The 14,933-nt window shown below is 60.0% G+C and carries 13 protein-coding genes; 8 read left to right on the top strand and 5 right to left on the bottom strand.

Annotated elements, in window-relative coordinates; genetic code table 11:
- Positions 1-2: 2 nt before the first annotated feature.
- The gene (locus tag AC6I79_RS22610) at positions 3-824 is read right to left on the bottom strand and encodes an MBL fold metallo-hydrolase (RefSeq protein WP_498027800.1); all 822 of its coding nucleotides are present in this window, start codon (positions 822-824) and stop codon (positions 3-5) included.
- Positions 825-877: 53 nt separating this feature from the next.
- On the opposite strand from AC6I79_RS22610, the gene AC6I79_RS22605 reads away from it, so the two are divergent.
- Positions 878-1,834 carry a LysR family transcriptional regulator gene (locus AC6I79_RS22605; RefSeq protein WP_498027799.1) on the top strand — a complete coding sequence of 319 codons (957 nt, stop codon included), beginning with the start codon at positions 878-880 and terminating at the stop codon, positions 1,832-1,834.
- A 5-nt stretch (positions 1,835-1,839) separates the two neighbouring features.
- On the opposite strand, the gene AC6I79_RS22600 is transcribed toward AC6I79_RS22605, so the two are convergent.
- Entirely contained in the window at positions 1,840-2,532 is a 693-nt protein-coding gene (locus tag AC6I79_RS22600; protein ID WP_498027798.1) for an SDR family NAD(P)-dependent oxidoreductase, read from the bottom strand.
- A gap of 131 nt (positions 2,533-2,663) precedes the next feature.
- On the opposite strand from AC6I79_RS22600, the gene AC6I79_RS22595 reads away from it, so the two are divergent.
- Positions 2,664-3,566, top strand: a complete 903-nt coding sequence (locus AC6I79_RS22595; RefSeq protein WP_498027797.1) for a LysR family transcriptional regulator — start codon at positions 2,664-2,666, stop codon at positions 3,564-3,566.
- A 1-nt stretch (position 3,567) separates the two neighbouring features.
- On the opposite strand, the gene AC6I79_RS22590 is transcribed toward AC6I79_RS22595, so the two are convergent.
- A complete protein-coding gene (locus AC6I79_RS22590; RefSeq protein WP_058759034.1) occupies positions 3,568-4,602 on the bottom strand; it encodes a LacI family DNA-binding transcriptional regulator in 1,035 nt (344 codons plus the stop codon).
- Positions 4,603-4,819: 217 nt separating this feature from the next.
- Between AC6I79_RS22590 and AC6I79_RS22585 the strand changes: the two genes are divergently transcribed.
- From AC6I79_RS22585 to AC6I79_RS22570, 4 genes are all read left to right on the top strand, one after another.
- Complete coding sequence (locus tag AC6I79_RS22585) at positions 4,820-5,848, top strand: ABC transporter substrate-binding protein (RefSeq protein ID WP_498027796.1); 1,029 nt, start codon at positions 4,820-4,822, stop codon at positions 5,846-5,848.
- A gap of 89 nt (positions 5,849-5,937) precedes the next feature.
- Positions 5,938-8,160, top strand: a complete 2,223-nt coding sequence (locus tag AC6I79_RS22580; RefSeq protein ID WP_211726762.1) for an ABC transporter permease — start codon at positions 5,938-5,940, stop codon at positions 8,158-8,160.
- Complete coding sequence (locus AC6I79_RS22575; protein WP_021508950.1) at positions 8,157-9,218, top strand: ABC transporter ATP-binding protein; 1,062 nt, start codon at positions 8,157-8,159, stop codon at positions 9,216-9,218. The genes AC6I79_RS22580 and AC6I79_RS22575 overlap by 4 nt, the downstream gene beginning before the upstream one ends.
- Before the next feature lie 14 nt (positions 9,219-9,232).
- Positions 9,233-10,033 (top strand): inositol monophosphatase family protein, encoded by an 801-nt coding sequence (locus AC6I79_RS22570; RefSeq protein WP_021508951.1) that lies wholly within the window; start codon positions 9,233-9,235, stop codon positions 10,031-10,033.
- Positions 10,034-10,146: 113 nt separating this feature from the next.
- Here the strand turns inward: AC6I79_RS22570 and AC6I79_RS22565 are convergent, their stop codons facing one another.
- The gene (locus tag AC6I79_RS22565; RefSeq protein WP_498027795.1) at positions 10,147-10,785 is read right to left on the bottom strand and encodes a LysE family translocator; all 639 of its coding nucleotides are present in this window, start codon (positions 10,783-10,785) and stop codon (positions 10,147-10,149) included.
- Positions 10,786-11,065: 280 nt separating this feature from the next.
- Between AC6I79_RS22565 and AC6I79_RS22560 the strand changes: the two genes are divergently transcribed.
- Positions 11,066-12,268, top strand: a complete 1,203-nt coding sequence (locus tag AC6I79_RS22560) for a lactonase family protein (protein WP_498027794.1) — start codon at positions 11,066-11,068, stop codon at positions 12,266-12,268.
- 8 nt (positions 12,269-12,276) lie between these two features.
- Here AC6I79_RS22560 and AC6I79_RS22555 read toward each other — a convergent pair whose 3' ends face one another.
- Complete coding sequence (locus AC6I79_RS22555; RefSeq protein WP_215481217.1) at positions 12,277-13,164, bottom strand: alpha/beta hydrolase; 888 nt, start codon at positions 13,162-13,164, stop codon at positions 12,277-12,279.
- 184 nt (positions 13,165-13,348) lie between these two features.
- Here AC6I79_RS22555 and AC6I79_RS22550 point away from each other — a divergent pair, with 184 nt between their 5' ends.
- The gene (locus AC6I79_RS22550) at positions 13,349-14,773 is read left to right on the top strand and encodes a hypothetical protein (RefSeq protein WP_498027793.1); all 1,425 of its coding nucleotides are present in this window, start codon (positions 13,349-13,351) and stop codon (positions 14,771-14,773) included.
- Positions 14,774-14,933 lie beyond the last annotated feature (160 nt).

The raw sequence follows: 14,933 nt of genomic DNA, 5'->3' as shown, positions 1-14,933 counted from the left end.
GTTCAGGCCTCCACAGGAATCCATTGCCGCTCTGGCGAAACCCGGCCGCACGAACTGCCGGCAAAGTGTGAGCTGCACCAGAGTGCCTGATGGCTGATGCACCAGTCTATCAATAACTGACGTGACGTCACTGCGCGTGGTAAATCCTCACAAAAAACTGAGTTCCATTGCGGATGTGCAAACTGAACTGGATGATGCATCACATCACCGCTAAATACCGCTTGGGCAGCGGCGCTTTGCAGCACAATTGAAGCGTGATCGACGCTGTGGCCCGGCGTCGGCATATAGCGCAGCACACCGGCAAACAGCGGGGAGTGCTGCACATCAATGGTTTCCAGCTGGCCGCTCGCCAGCAGCGGCGCAAGGCTATCGTGATACAGCGCCTGCATCGACGGCGTGCTGCGGCACTGTGCCAGTTCACGCGCTGAACAGATGTAACGCGCATGACGAAACATCGGCTGCCAGCGGCCAGCGCGCCAGCAGGTATTCCAGCCGACGTGATCGGTGTGGATATGCGTCATCAGCACCAGCGTCACTTCATCAGGGTCGACGCCCGCTTCGGCCAGACGTTGCGGCCACGCGGTTTGCAGCTGGTGAAACAGCGGCTTGTTATCGCGGTTACGGCCATTGCCGGTTGCGGTATCAATCACGATGGTGTCGCGAGCGGTGCGCACCACCCAGCTATGGATGGATAGCTCTGCCGACTGCTGTGCCAGCGTGTCGCTCATCGTCTCGCGGTGCGCCGGAAACAGCGCAGCGAAAGGGAGTGAGCTGGTCTGCTCGATCACTTTATCAATGCTGCATTCCCCTATGTGCAGGGTCATATTGCCTCCTTAAAGCGTGGTGCCTGTTACTGCAGGTCACTATACTGAGGGCTATGTCATTATTTAAATCGATTAAAATCATGAAAAGCATCAATGAAAATGATTTCAGCAAAATCGACCTTAACTTATTGATTGTGCTGCTGGTCATGTATGACGTGCGTAGCGTAACCCAGGCGGCAAACCGGCTTTATCTGGGGCAGCCGGCGGTCAGCGCGGCATTAAAAAGACTGCGGGCAATGTTTGACGATGCGCTGTTCGTGCGTTCCTCGCAAGGTATGATGCCCACGCCGCGCACAGAGCAGCTGGTGCGCCAGATCGCACCGCTGCTGCAGAGCGTCCATCGCGTTATTTTCACTGCCGATCGCTTTGATGCCGCGCACGATAGCCGCAGTTTTACGCTCGGCATGAGCGACTGGCTCGAGCACTGGCTGATGCCCGATTTAATGCTGCAGCTGGCCGACTCGGCCCCGAATATTGATATCCGGGTGGTGGCTGCCGATCCGTGGCAGGCCATTCCGTTGATGGAGCAGCAGCAGGCTGACGTGGTGGTGACCGTCGGAGAGGAAACCAGCCGCGATCTCACGCGGGAGCACCTTGCGCGCGCCGGCTTCCGCACGGTATGGCATCGCGGACAAATTGACCTTGCACCACCGCTGACGATGGCGCAGTTCGTGCAGTATCAGCATGCGCTGGTCTCCTATCGCGGCGTGAGTGAAAGTGCGCTGGACGCCGCGTTAGCCCGCGAGGGACTGACGCGCCGTGTGCGTTATGTCACGCCGCACTTCTCGGTGTTACCGCTAATGTTGCAGCGTCTGCCGCTGTTCGCGACCGTTCCGCAGGGACTGGTGCAGGGATGGCAACAGCGCTATGCGCTGAGTACGGCGGCGGTGCCGATCGGCATGCCGGATTATGCGCTTTCGCTGCTGTGGCATAACGCCCGGGCGGAAGACCCGGCGCACCGCTGGCTGCGCGCCACGCTGCGTCAGCTGATCGAACGCAAGCTGGCGTGAAACGCTTACCATGGTACTACGCGGCCGAGGTAATCGAGATAGTGCAGGCCGCCGCGTCCGGTCTGGCTTTCCACCGTGTTGAGTAGATTCGGGATGCTCTCCTCAATGCTCAGTCGCGCCCCGGCGCCACCCATGTCGGTGCGCACCCAGCCGGGGGCCAGCAGCAGTAGCGTGCGTGCATCGTCGTGACGCGCGGCGAAGCTGCGCATAAACATATTCAGCGCCGCTTTACTGCCGCGATACACCTCGTAGTTGCCATGGGTGTTGTTGGTGAGACTGCCCTGGCCGGAGGACATCACCGCCAGCGTGCCGCGCGCGCTGACGTTGTTTCTGAAGGTTTCCAGCACGCGCAGCGGGCTCAGCGCGTTGGTGACCATTACGCGAATAAACTCTTCCGTCGACACATCGGCAAGGGTTTCGCGATCGTCATTTTTCACGCCCGCGTTGACCAGCAGCAGATCGAACTGCTGGCCGCTTAGCCGCAGATGCAGGGCGTTGACCTCTGCTGGCACGGTGATGTCCACGCTCTCCACCTTCAGGTGCTGCGGGTAGCGCTGCGCCAGCTGTTGCAGCGCGTGAAGGGAGTGCTGGCGGCCGGTCGCCACCACCTGATAGCCGCGCTGCAGCATATTCTCCGCCAGCGCGAAGCCGAGGCCGCGTGAAGCACCAATCAATAAAGCACGGGAAGCCTTGTTCATGACTCTCTCCTGGTTTCGGGGTGAGTGAAAAGTCTACCCTTGCATGACAACAGGCGGAACGCGCAGCATCTGCATAGATAACCTGCAGCAAACGCCTTGCCAGATGGCGCTCAATCGATAAGGATGATGCGATGAATACCGTCGATTTGAATTTACTCCCTGCGCTGGATGCGCTGCTCAGTGAAGGCAGCGTAGTGGGCGCTGCGCGTCGCCTGGGGCTGAGCGAGTCAGCGATGAGCCGCACGCTGGGGCGACTGCGTGCTGCCACCGGCGATGCGCTACTGGTGCGCGCCGGGCGCGTGATGGTGCTGACGCCACACGCCGAAGCGCTGCGCAACCAGGTGCATGCCACTTTGCGGGACACGCAGGCGCTGCTGAGTCCACCCGCGCAACGCTTTGCTGCCGCCGAGCTGCAGCGCCACTTCACGCTGCGTACCAACGAAGGTTTTGTCGAAGCGTTTGGCAGCGCGCTGATCGCCGCAGTCCGCGCACAGGCGCCCGGCGTGCAGCTGCGCTTCATGCCGAAAGCAGAGAAAAATGATCGACCGCTGCGCAGTGGCGACGTCGATCTGGAGATTGGTGTTCTGGGCAATATGGGACCGGAGATTCGGCTGCAGGCGCTGTTTCGCGATCGCTTCGTCGGCGTGGTGCGCGCCGGGCATCCGTTACTCGCGGACGTGACGTTGGCGCAGCTGGCCGCATATGGTCACATCGTGGCGTCAAGGCGTGGTGAGCTGGGCGGGCCGGTGCATGAGGCGCTGCTCGCCGCCGGTTTTACCCGCCAGGTGGCGGCCGTGGTACCCGCTTTTTCCACTGCCGTCGCGCTCACGCTGCACAGCGACTGGCTGGCGCTGGTGCCGCATACGCTGTGCCTGCACCATCCGCTAATCAAACATAATCCGGCGTTTGCGATGTTTGAATTACCGTTTGCCACGCCAGAGGTGACGGTGTCACAGCTATGGCATCCGCGGCTGGAGCAGGATGCCGCACACCGCTGGTTGCGTGACACGGTACGGCAGGTATGCCGCGCTTAGATCAGCCGCCGCGCACCGAGCCGCGCCATACCACATCAGCCTGATACAGTAGCGTGTCGTGCTGCTGCTCACTCTGCGGCGTAAAACCACTCTCCGCCTGCTCGGTCTGCGTCAGCCACGCGATGGCGTCGCGGGCAAAGCGCTCCACCGGCTGGGCGAAGGTGGTGAGATTGTAAGAGGACCAGCCAGCCTGCGCGATGTTGTCGTAGCCGATCAGGCACAAATCCTCCGGTACGCGCAGCTGGAAACGGTGGCGCGCTTCATCCATGAAACCGCAGGCCATCAGGTCGGTGACGCAGAACACCGCGTCCGGGCGCTGATGACGCGTCAGCAGGCGATGCGCCAGAATCTGACCGCTCTCATACGAGGTGGTGCCGAATCGCTCCACGCTGACCGTCAGTCCGGCGCGCTCCGCCACAGCGATAAACGCCGCTTCGCGTTTGATCAGGCTCGGCGTACCGGCCAGCGAATTGGCGAACGCCAGCTGACGACAGCCGGCGCGCTGAAACGCCATCACCGCCGTTTCGGCCGCCGCCTGCGCGTCGAGGTTGATGCTGAGCGAGCCCGGCAGCGCTTCGTCGCGGTTGATCAGGATGATGCGCTGACCGTGCTGATAGCACTGGCGGGTGATGGTGCGATCCGGCATGCCGGAAAGGATGATGGAGGCGTCGGCGCGAAAATTGATCGCCTGCAGCAGCGCGGCGGAGACGCTGTTGTCGGAACGATCGGTATTAATCAGCATCGCCACTTTGCCTGCTTCCTGTAAAAACTGTGTCAGCCAGCGCACCAGCGTGGCGCGGTAAGGCGTGGCGATTTCAGAGACGATCAGGCAGACGATGCCGCTACGGTTGCGCACCAGCCCGCGCGCCAGGTGGTTAACGTGATAGCCCAGCTCCTGCGCCGCTTTCATCACCCGGGCACGCGTGGCTGCAGAAACGCTGGCACCGGGCGTAAAGGCGCGCGACACCGCCGAACGCGACACGCCCGCGCGATCGGCCACATCCTGTGCGCTCACCCCGGCTTTGTCATTCTGCATCTTCAAATCCTCACAATTACGGCTGAAAAGCAGTCTGCCGTAAATTGCAAAGCTGTGCAATTTGTCTGCGATCACATTTGTTGCATTTTTGTGACACAGCCTGTCAATTGCAGATTGCGCTATTTGACAGGCTATTTTCTGTTCATTACAAATTTGCACACACGTGCAAATAAAAACCTCTGTTAAGCACGGAACCCTGCCAACCAAGGAGAACATCATGCGCTACACCTCACTGGCCATCGCGCTGTCCCTCAGTTGCACCGCGCTGCCGTTTGCCGCGACGGCCGCTGGCAATCTCAATATGGTCTGCTCGGCGGACGTGGTGGTGTGCGAACACATGACGCGCATTTTCAGCCAGGCACATCCGGATATTAAAGTCAGCATGGTGCGCCTGTCAGCGGGTGAAGCCTATGCCCGCCTGCGCAGCGAAGCGCGTAACCCGCGCACCGACATCTGGTGGGCCGGTACCGGCGATCCGCATATGCAGGCGGCGGAAGAGGGGCTGACGCAGCCGTATAAATCGCCGCTGCTCGACCAGCAGCAGGACTGGGCGCAGAAGCAGGCGGAAAACTCAGGTTACCGTACGGTAGGGATTTATGCCGGTGCGCTCGGCTGGGGCTACAACACCAAACTGCTGGCGGATAAAAAGCTCAAAGCGCCAGCCTGCTGGGCTGATTTGCTCGATCCGGCCTTCAAAGACGAAATTCAGATTGCCAATCCGAACTCGTCCGGCACCGCCTATAACACCCTGGCGACGCTGGTGCAGATCATGGGCGAGGACAAAGCGTTCGATTACCTGAAAAAGCTCAACGCCAATATTTCCCAGTACACCAAATCCGGCTCGGCACCGGTGAAGGCGGCGGCGCGCGGCGAAACCACCGTTGGCATCGTGTTTATGCACGACGCGGTAGCGATGGAAGTCGACGGCTTCCCGATCAAAACCGTCGCGCCCTGTGAAGGCACTGGCTACGAGATTGGCTCAATGTCGATCGTCAAAGGGGCACGCAATCTGGCCAATGCCAAAGTGTGGTACGACTGGGCGCTTAGCGCCGAAGCGCAGTCGCACATGAAAGAGGCCAAATCCTTCCAGCTGCCGTCAAACCGCAGTGCAGAGATCTCCGAATACGCGCCGCGCTTCGAGAACATCAAACTGATCGATTATGACTTCAAAACCTACGGCGATTCCGCCAAACGCAAAGCGCTGCTGAGCCGCTGGGATAAAGAGATCGGCGCCAGCGCGCAGTAATGCCGCATCGCCGGACGCTGCCGCTCACGGCGGCTTACCGATTCCGACAGCGCTAAGGATGGCGCGATGATCCCGCATTGAGGTAACACATGAACGCAAATAATCGCCGTCTGACAGGCGCGCTGCTGCTGGGCGCCGTCGCGCTGTTGCTGCTGCCGTGGTACAGCCTGGAAGCAGGCTTTTTCGATAGCGGCTGGCTGCTTAACCTGTGGCGTGATGAAGCCAGCGCGCCGGCGCTGTGGCAGATCGGCAGCCATCCATGGCTGGCGCTCGCCGTGGCGCTGCTGGCGCTGTGCGCCGCCTGCGGTTTACTGCCCTGCAGCGCGCGCAGCCGGTTGCTGCTGCTGTTCAGCGCGCTGGGCGTGATCTTCCTGATTGTGGAAGGGCACGCGATTGGCTACAGCGGCTGGAGCTGGCTGTGGCTGGAAAATCGCTTCGGCGCGCTGCCGCAGGGACAGCCAGCGATGGGCGCTGGCGCGCTTCTGCTGCTGACCGTGTTTTTGCTGCTGTTCTCGTTTGCGCTGGCCGAACGCGGCGTGCTGAAAGGCGATGCCTTTGTGGTGGCGTCGCTGGTGCTGCTGACTGCGCTGGTCAGCATCTTCGTACTTTATCCGGTGCTCAGCATGTTTGTGGTATCGGTGCAGGACGTTGATGGCAGTTTCAAACCGGACGGTTTGATCAGCAATCTGCAGGACCCGTCAATCTGGAGCCTTGCCTGCCTGAAAGGTGGCACCTGCGGCACCGCGTGGCGCACGCTGTGGCTGGCGCTGATGACCGCCAGTGGTTCGACGCTGCTGGGTCTGGCCTTTGCCCTGGCGGCAACGCGCACGCCGCTGCCCTGCAAGAAAGCGCTGCGCATGCTGACCATTCTGCCAATCATCACGCCACCGTTCGTGATTGGTCTGGCGCTGATTTTGCTGTTCGGTCGCTCGGGCGTAGTGACTGAGCATCTGGCGGCGCTGTTTGGCATCGAGCCCGGCCGCTGGCTGTATGGCCTGACCGGTATCTGGATTGCTCAGGTGCTGTCGTTCACGCCGATTGCCTTTCTGGTGCTGATTGGCGTGGTGGAGGGCGTCAGTCCGTCGCTGGAAGAGGCGTCGCAAACGCTGCGCGCCAACCGCTGGCGCACCTTCAGCCGCGTTTCGCTGCCGCTGATGGCGCCGGGTCTGGCTAATGCCTTTTTGATCAGCTTCATCGAAAGCATGGCCGATTTTGGTAATCCGATGGTACTGGGCGGCAGTCACGGCGTACTTTCGACCGAAATTTTCTTCTCGGTGGTAGGCGCGCAAAACGATCCGAGTCGCGCCGCGGTGCTGGCGATGATTTTGCTGTGCTTCACGCTGGCCGCCTTTGTGCTGCAGCGGCTGTGGCTGGGTGGCAAAAACTTCGCCACGGTGACCGGCAAGGGCGACGGCGGCAAACATGGTCAACTGCCGCGTCTGCTGCGCTACGGCGTATACGGCATGGTGATTCCATGGGGTCTGTTTACCCTGGTGATCTACGGCATGATTGTGGTGGGCGGCTTTGTGCAGTCGTGGGGCCTGAACGATGCGCTGACCATCGAACACTACGTGCGCGCTTTCCGCGTCAGCGTCAGTGACGGTCATCTGCTGTGGAGCGGCGTGGCGTGGAACTCGTTCTGGACCACGCTGGAGATTGCCCTGATTGCCGCACCGCTCACCGCCGTGGTGGGCCTGCTGACCGCCTGGCTAATCGTGCGGCAGAAATTTGCCGGTCGCCAGACGTTTGAGTTCCTGCTGATGCTGAGCTTTGCCATTCCCGGCACGGTGATCGGCGTCAGTTATGTGATGGCCTATAACCTGCCGCCGCTGGAGATTACCGGCACGGCAATGATCCTGATTGCCTGCTTTGTGTTCCGCAATATGCCAGTCGGCGTGCGCGGCGGTATCGCGGCGATGAGCCAGCTGGATAAAAGCCTTGATGAAGCGTCACTGACGCTGGGCGCCAGCAGTTTCCGCACGCTGCGCAAAGTGGTGCTGCCACTGCTGAAACCGGCGATCAGCGCGGCGCTGGTGTATGCCTTTGTGCGCGCCATTACCTCGATCAGCGCGGTGATCTTCCTTGTCAGCGCCCAGTACAACATGGCGACGTCCTACATCGTCGGGCTGGTTGAGAATGGCGAATACGGCGTCGCCATTGCTTATTCGACAGTACTGATTGTGGTGATGCTGCTGATCATTGGCGTGTTCCAGTGGCTGGTGGGCGAACGTCGCCTGCGCCGCGTGGCGCGCCCGGTGGACGTCGCCGCGCCACCTGCTTCCCCTTCGTTAACTCAGGAGAGTGCCGTATGACCGCGATTACTGCTGGTTCCGTGGTGTTTGAACACGTCGAAAAACGCTTTGCCGGTTTTACCGCGCTGCCGGATTTATCGCTGACGGTGGAGCCGGGTACGCTGGTGACGCTACTGGGGCCTTCCGGCTGCGGCAAAACCACCACGCTGCGCCTGCTGGCCGGCCTGGAGCATCCGACTTCGGGGCGCATTTTGATTGGTGGCAAAGACGTGACGCATCTGCCAGCCAACGAGCGCGACGTGGCGATGGTGTTTCAATCCTACGCGCTGTTTCCGCATATGAGTGCGCTCGACAACATTATGTACGGCCTGCAATCGTCCGGCATGAGCAAAAAGGAAGCGCAGGATCGTGCGCGCGAAGGGCTGAAACTGGTCGGGCTGGAGAGTCAGGGGCAGCGGCTGCCGTCCGAACTCTCCGGCGGGCAGCAGCAGCGCATTGCGGTGGCGCGCGCGCTGGTGCTGGAGCCGCAGGTACTGCTGCTGGATGAGCCGCTCTCTAATCTCGACGAGCGCCTGCGTCGCCGGGTGCGCACGGATATTCGTGATTTGCAGCAGCGGCTGGGCTTCACGGCGGTGTATGTCACGCACGACCAGGAAGAGGCGCTGGCGGTGTCGGATAAAATTATTGTCATGAAAGAGGGCGATATTGCTCAGCAGGGCGCGCCGGAAAGCCTGTATCACGCGCCCAATTCGGTGTTCATCGCTGACTTTATGGGCGAAGCCAATATTCTGCCGTGCGAAGTCGAACAGGTAGAAGGCAGCGAAGCGCTGGTGCGACTCGGCAGGCAGCGCTATCGCGTGCGCGGTAACGGCGTCGCGACCGGCTCCGCGCAGCTGTCGGTCAGACCGCAGTTCATTACCCTGCACAGCGGTGCTGAAGGCGCACTGCGCGGTGAGGTGACGCATGCCACCTGGCTGGGCGATCACATCGAATACGAGGTCAACACGGAACTGGGCTCGCTGTTTATCGTCGATGCGCAGATGGAGCAGCAGCTGCCGCTGGCCGCCCGGGTGGCGATTGATTTTAAACCTCAGGGTCTGGCCCTGATTGCCGGTTAATTTAAGGATAACGCATGAGTGATACGAAAAATGACGCGCTGCAATCGCGTCTGCTGCTGGCCGAACGCGTCGCGCGGGCGGGCGGGGAGAAGGCGCTGGCCTACTTCAATCAGCGTGACACGCTGGTGGTCGAAACCAAGCACGACCTGCAGGATGTGGTATCACGCGCTGACCGCGAGGTGGAACAGATGATCGACCAGCAGATTCGCGCCAGCTTCCCGGACGACGGTTTTCTTGGCGAGGAGTACGGCCTGCAGCCGGGCACGTCAGGCTATACGTGGGTGGTTGACCCGATTGACGGCACCAGCCCGTTCCTCAACGGTATGCCAAACTGGTGTGTTTCCGTTGCGGTGCTGCATGACGGCGTACCGGTGATTGGCGTGATCTTTGCGCCGACCTATCAGGAGTGCTACGTCGCCGCGCTCGGCCAGGGCGCAACGCTGAATGGCCGCCGGTTACAGGTAGATCCGTCACGTACGCTGCAAAATCACGTGACCGGCTTTGGCGCTAATAGCTATGTCAGCCCGGAAGAGGTGGGCCGCCTGCTGGCGTCGCTGCTGGCAGCGGGGGGCAACTTTATCCGTATCGGATCTGGTGCGCTGATGCTGGCGTGGGTGGCAGCCGGACGCGTGGTGGGCTATTTCGAACCCTACATGCACGCGTGGGATTGCCTGGCCGGTTACTGTCTGGTGAAAGAGGCCGGCGGCTGGTATCACCCGTTTAATACTGAGGGCGACCGGCTATTGAAAGGCGCGCAGGTGCTGGCGGTGGCGCCGGGCGCGCAGGCGGAGCTGAGGCGGATTGCCGGCGTTTAAGTGGTGCATTTCGCTGCCGCGCGACGTTTTCCGGGTCGCCATCCATGGCGACCTTACAACGCTTGCGCTGTCGTAACTGGATAATCGCTGATTTTTAACGATTACGTGGTGACTTAAACCGCCACGAACTCGCGGTATCCCGACCAAATCACATACACCGCGAAATAACAGAAAATCAGCGCTGAGGCGAGATACGAATATTTCAGCAGGCGCTCGCCTAATAGCTTTCCGCCCATGCTGCCGATCAGGCAGATCACACAGGTCCACACCACCCCGGCGAGGAAAAAACCGCTGATAAACCATGAGGTTGCAGCGGCATCACTGTGGCCGATGCGGGCTATCAGCGCGCCGCCCACGCTGGCGAACCACAGAATCGCCGTCGGTGACGACATCGCCAGCACGATGCCGCGCCGAAATTCGCGCAGCAGTGAACGATAAGGCTGGGTTTCAGCCGTGGGAATATCGATTTTTTTGGCCAGCGCGGCGTAAAGCATTTTAGCGGCAAACCACAGTAGCAAAATGCCGCCGCCAATCCATAGCAACCAGCGCACCGGCGTAAACTGCAGTATCACCGCCATGCCAGCCATCGCCAGCAAGGCGTAAATTAAATCGCCCACGCAGGTGCCCATGCCCAGCCAGAAACCGTGCAGATAACCGCGCTGCATCGCCAGCGTCAGCATGGCGATGTTGGCGAGTCCGATATCCAGACACAGCGATAAACTCAATAAAAAACCATTAGAAAACGGCAGCATAACGTCGTGACCATCCCTGAGTTCGGTAAAGGAAAGATTAAAGCATGCGTGCCGGGGCTTTTTACACTGCTTCCTGCCATCCATAACCAAACGCTATGACCTATTAGCAAAGGCACAATTAAATAAACCGATTTGTGAAGCCGATCGGCCTGCGCAGCTTTGCGCGCAGGGAATGCCACTATAGTCGTTAACGAGACGTTAACAACGTCCGTTTCAATACAAAAAAATCAACCTGGTTTGGGCGCAGGCCCGTGAAAATTCCGATTATGGTGGAAAGACAATGAGTGGATACCCAAAACCGGCAACTGGCGGTTTAGCAACAAACTTAACCGTGGCAATATCACTGGCTCTATTGACGCTGGCGGGGAGTGCTATGGCGCAGAACACGGAACATCATCAAACAGCATTAGTCGGCACCTGGACCAGTATTCCGGATGCCCCTGCGGTACAAAAGCCGGATCGACCCAGTGAAGGTTTGTATCGCATGCAGGTCAACAGCGACGGGACGCTCAAGCCGCTGGAGGTGATCAGGATGAAAAGCCCGTCGTGGATCGTTAAATCACGCGACGGGCGGTTTGCTTATACCACCAATGAAGAAAATGCCGGTGCCGTTACCGCGCTGGCGATCGATAAACAGGGCGCAGTGCAGGTGCTGAATCAGGTCGACAGCCACGGCGAGCAGCCGACGCACGCCACTCTCAGCCCGGACGGCAAATTCCTGTTTGTCGCCAACTATTCGGTGGCGAAAGGCGGAGCAGGGGTGACGGTGTTCCCGATTGCGTCGGACGGCAAGCTGGGCGAACAGGTCCAGCATTTTGCGTTCAGCGAGGGTAGCGGCGTGGTAAAAGATCGGCAGGATGGCGGCCATGCGCACTCCACTACTTTTACCCATGATGGCCGCTATCTGTATGCAGCCGATCTCGGTGACGACAAACTGCATGCCTATCGCTACCACGCGGATCGGCGAGAGCCGCTGCAGGTGGATACCAGCCGTGATGTGAGCTTTGCGCCAGGTGCGGGTCCGCGCCACATGGTGTTCTCCGCCGACGGTAAACACGCTTATGTGATTACTGAAATGGCGGGCGAAATCGTGGTGTTCCGCGTCACTGATGACCGGCTGGAACGGCAGGCACAGGTGGCGCTGAATACGCAAAACAGCAGCGCCGCCTATAAAAGCGGTGGCGGCATCATTCTCAGCCCGCAGGGTAAATTCCTGATTGCCGCTAACCGCGGATCTGACAATCATCTGCTGGTGTTTAAGATTGCCGCCGATGGCAGCCTGACAGACCCACAGCGCTATGCCGCCGACGGTATTGAGCCGCGCGCGCTGGCGTTTGATAACAGCGGTAAACACCTCTATGTCACCAACGTGTTTACCAACACCATTACGCTGTTTGATTTTGATGCGCACAGCGGCAAGCTAAGCGCGCGCGGTGTGGCGGCGAAGCTGGCAACGCCAACCGACATCAAATTCTTTAACTAACTGCCCTTTCACTCATCCGGTGCGCGTGACGGCGCACCGTCTTCCGCCATGGCCGACAGCGCGCTTTCCAGCGAGGCCGGAAACATCTGGCCGTGACTGAGCCCGGGAAACAGCTGGAAGCGAGCCGCCAGGCCGTTCTCCTGCATGCCGTCGAGGGTGGTGCGAATCCGGCTCAGCACATCGCTGACGCCGGGACGGGATTCGCCGTTGCCTTCCATCAGCACCAGCTGCTTCTGCTTAAACGATGCGGGCGTCACCGCCGCCATCTGCTGCAACAGCGTTGCGTCGCCGCGCAGGGAAGGACTGGCGGCAAAATAGCGCTGGAAAAATCCGGAGGTCAAATAGCTGTCCAGCACAAACAGCCCACCGTAAGAGTGGCCCCACAGCGCACGCTGCTGCGCATTGATCGGCAGATGCTGTTCGGCACGCGGCGCGATAGTCTGTTCCAGCAACTGGCGGAATGCGGCGCTGCCGCCGGCTGGCCGGCCGCGACGATCCTGCACCTGTTGTGGCGGGGTGTAATCCAGCGTGCGCGCAGCGAGATCGAACGGCAGCGGGGTCTGATAGCCTACCGCCACCAGCACCGGCGGGTTGCCTGCCGCCAGCTTCTGCAACAGCGCTTCGCTGAGATGGTTCATCACGGCGTTGCCATCCAGCATATACAGCGCCGCGTAACCTGCGGCCGGTGCGGGTTTACGTGGCACCGCCGTCCACACTTTGTAGTGGCGCTGGCCGTCAGCGGAATCAAACGTGTTAACAGTGAAGCGATACCAGGCAGAGCCTTTGTCGGCAATGTTGGGTCCGAGCGGCGTCATATCAGGCCGGGCGAAACCGACAGCGGGGCCGAGCAGCAGGCTCAGCAGGGTGAACAGCGGAATGATAAGGCGATAAATCATGGCGCTTCCTTACTAGCTGGCGAGTCAATTACTTCCGTGTCACAGCGAAAGCGCCAGACAGATTAGTGATAATGATTATTAATTTCAACAACCATTTTGCACCGTCATGCGCCGTGCGGAAGTGTAAAGATTTCGTCAGGATCGCCGATAACGTAGCGGTATAATACCAGCGAGGATAGTCAGGATGATTAACGGTATCGGACCGGGTAGTTTCTCACAGCTCTATCTCAGCAGCGCCAGCGCACGCGTGACCAGCAGTACGGCAAGCAATGCGACCCGGCAAAATAGTCTGACGGCAGACGCCTCAGCAAAAGTCACCTTTAGCGAAGCCACCGACGCCATCTCTGCGGTGTACCAGATGACGCCGGCGCGCGTCACCGCCAGCACGCCTCTTTCGCCTGATATGCAGACGCAGGCGATGGGGGCGGTGCGAAGCTCGGGCGTCAGCATGAACGGCATTGGCAGCGCGTTGCTGAGCGCACTGACGCAGCAGCGTGACGATGTCACCATCAGCGTACCGGCCAGCGGCGGCGCGCAAACTGACACGCAGAGCGCGGTGGCGCTGGAGATTACCACTCAGTCCGGTGTGAGCCTCACTCTGCAGATGACGCGGCAGCAGGATGGCGTAGCGGTGGCACTGAAAACCACTCACGGTAAGCTGAGCGATGACGAAGCCGCCGCAATTGCCAAACTTTCCGGCGCGCTGGAGAAAACCCTGAGCGGGCTGGATAACGGCAACGGTAAACTGGATGTCGGTGACCTGCTCAGTTTTGACAGTAACCAGCTGGCCAGCGTTGATCTGAAAACCGACCTGCGTCGCAGCGGCGAAGTAATGCAGTCGCTGAATCTGCATGCCGACCCGGGTTCACGCTGGCTGGGTTTCCATAATGCCGACGCCAGTTTCAAACTGACGACGGACATGCGTAGCCTGGCGCAGGCCAGCAACGCCGGTCAGCAGCAGAGCGCCCTGGCGCAGTGGAGCGCGAAATTTGATCAGGCCGCTTCGCGCGGTCACGGCGATCGCGCGGCGCTGGCACTGTTTAAGCAGGGTTTCGAGAGCTTAAACAGCACCAGCGCGGCGGCCGGCGTGGCGATGCGCACCCCGCAGGCGATCACCGTAGGCGCGCATGCGGCGCAGGCCGGTGCCATCAGCGGCCTGGCGGATTTCTCGGCCAGCTATCACCAGACGGCGCGTTCCAGCAATCCGCTGAAGCCGGAAGAAGAAGATACTTTCGCTCTGGATGTGGCGCAGCGCAGCAGCCAGCAGAAGAACGGCGATACGCAGCGCATGACGCAGGAAACCCTGTTTAAGCTGAACGCCAGTTTTCATACCGCGCTGAGCGCCAGTTCGCCGCTGGCGCTCAATGAAACCAAAGAGTCACAAAACTATCACTACCACCAGATTCACGATGAAACGCGCAGCACCACTGAGGTGACGCAGGATGCGCAGGGTAACCTCACCGCCCGTTTCGCCCGGCAGCTGACGCAGCAGGAAACGGTGAAGACCTATCAGCTGGCGAAGCTGATCGACAGTACCAGCACACCGCACAGTGAGAAGAGTGAATCGACGCGCCACTATTCACCGGCGATGTATCTGGCGCAGGCGTAATACCCACTTTATTGCGCCAGCCCATGGCGCAATAAAGCAATAATGTCATTTATCACTATCGATAGCGGAATTAATACTTAAGATAATTCGCCCGTGTCACTCAGCGTAATAACCCTGTATCTCCGCGCCTGCTAACGCCTTCTTATCCCTGATAAATTCT

The sequence above is a fragment of the gamma proteobacterium symbiont of Scutellera amethystina genome (genome assembly GCF_059730845.1).
This window is presented reverse-complemented; position numbering and strand designations above follow the sequence as displayed.

Excerpts from the sequence above, each read along its gene's own strand:
- AC6I79_RS22610 (WP_498027800.1), bottom strand. The coding sequence starts at position 824 with ATGACCCTGCACATAGGGGAATGCAGCATTGATAAAGTGATCGAGCAG.
- AC6I79_RS22605 (WP_498027799.1), top strand. The coding sequence starts at position 878 with ATGTCATTATTTAAATCGATTAAAATCATGAAAAGCATCAATGAAAAT.
- AC6I79_RS22600 (WP_498027798.1), bottom strand. The coding sequence starts at position 2,532 with ATGAACAAGGCTTCCCGTGCTTTATTGATTGGTGCTTCACGCGGCCTC.
- AC6I79_RS22595 (WP_498027797.1), top strand. The coding sequence starts at position 2,664 with ATGAATACCGTCGATTTGAATTTACTCCCTGCGCTGGATGCGCTGCTC.
- AC6I79_RS22590 (WP_058759034.1), bottom strand. The coding sequence starts at position 4,602 with ATGCAGAATGACAAAGCCGGGGTGAGCGCACAGGATGTGGCCGATCGC.
- AC6I79_RS22585 (WP_498027796.1), top strand. The coding sequence starts at position 4,820 with ATGCGCTACACCTCACTGGCCATCGCGCTGTCCCTCAGTTGCACCGCG.
- AC6I79_RS22580 (WP_211726762.1), top strand. The coding sequence starts at position 5,938 with ATGAACGCAAATAATCGCCGTCTGACAGGCGCGCTGCTGCTGGGCGCC.
- AC6I79_RS22575 (WP_021508950.1), top strand. The coding sequence starts at position 8,157 with ATGACCGCGATTACTGCTGGTTCCGTGGTGTTTGAACACGTCGAAAAA.
- AC6I79_RS22570 (WP_021508951.1), top strand. The coding sequence starts at position 9,233 with ATGAGTGATACGAAAAATGACGCGCTGCAATCGCGTCTGCTGCTGGCC.
- AC6I79_RS22565 (WP_498027795.1), bottom strand. The coding sequence starts at position 10,785 with ATGCTGCCGTTTTCTAATGGTTTTTTATTGAGTTTATCGCTGTGTCTG.
- AC6I79_RS22560 (WP_498027794.1), top strand. The coding sequence starts at position 11,066 with ATGAGTGGATACCCAAAACCGGCAACTGGCGGTTTAGCAACAAACTTA.
- AC6I79_RS22555 (WP_215481217.1), bottom strand. The coding sequence starts at position 13,164 with ATGATTTATCGCCTTATCATTCCGCTGTTCACCCTGCTGAGCCTGCTG.
- AC6I79_RS22550 (WP_498027793.1), top strand. The coding sequence starts at position 13,349 with ATGATTAACGGTATCGGACCGGGTAGTTTCTCACAGCTCTATCTCAGC.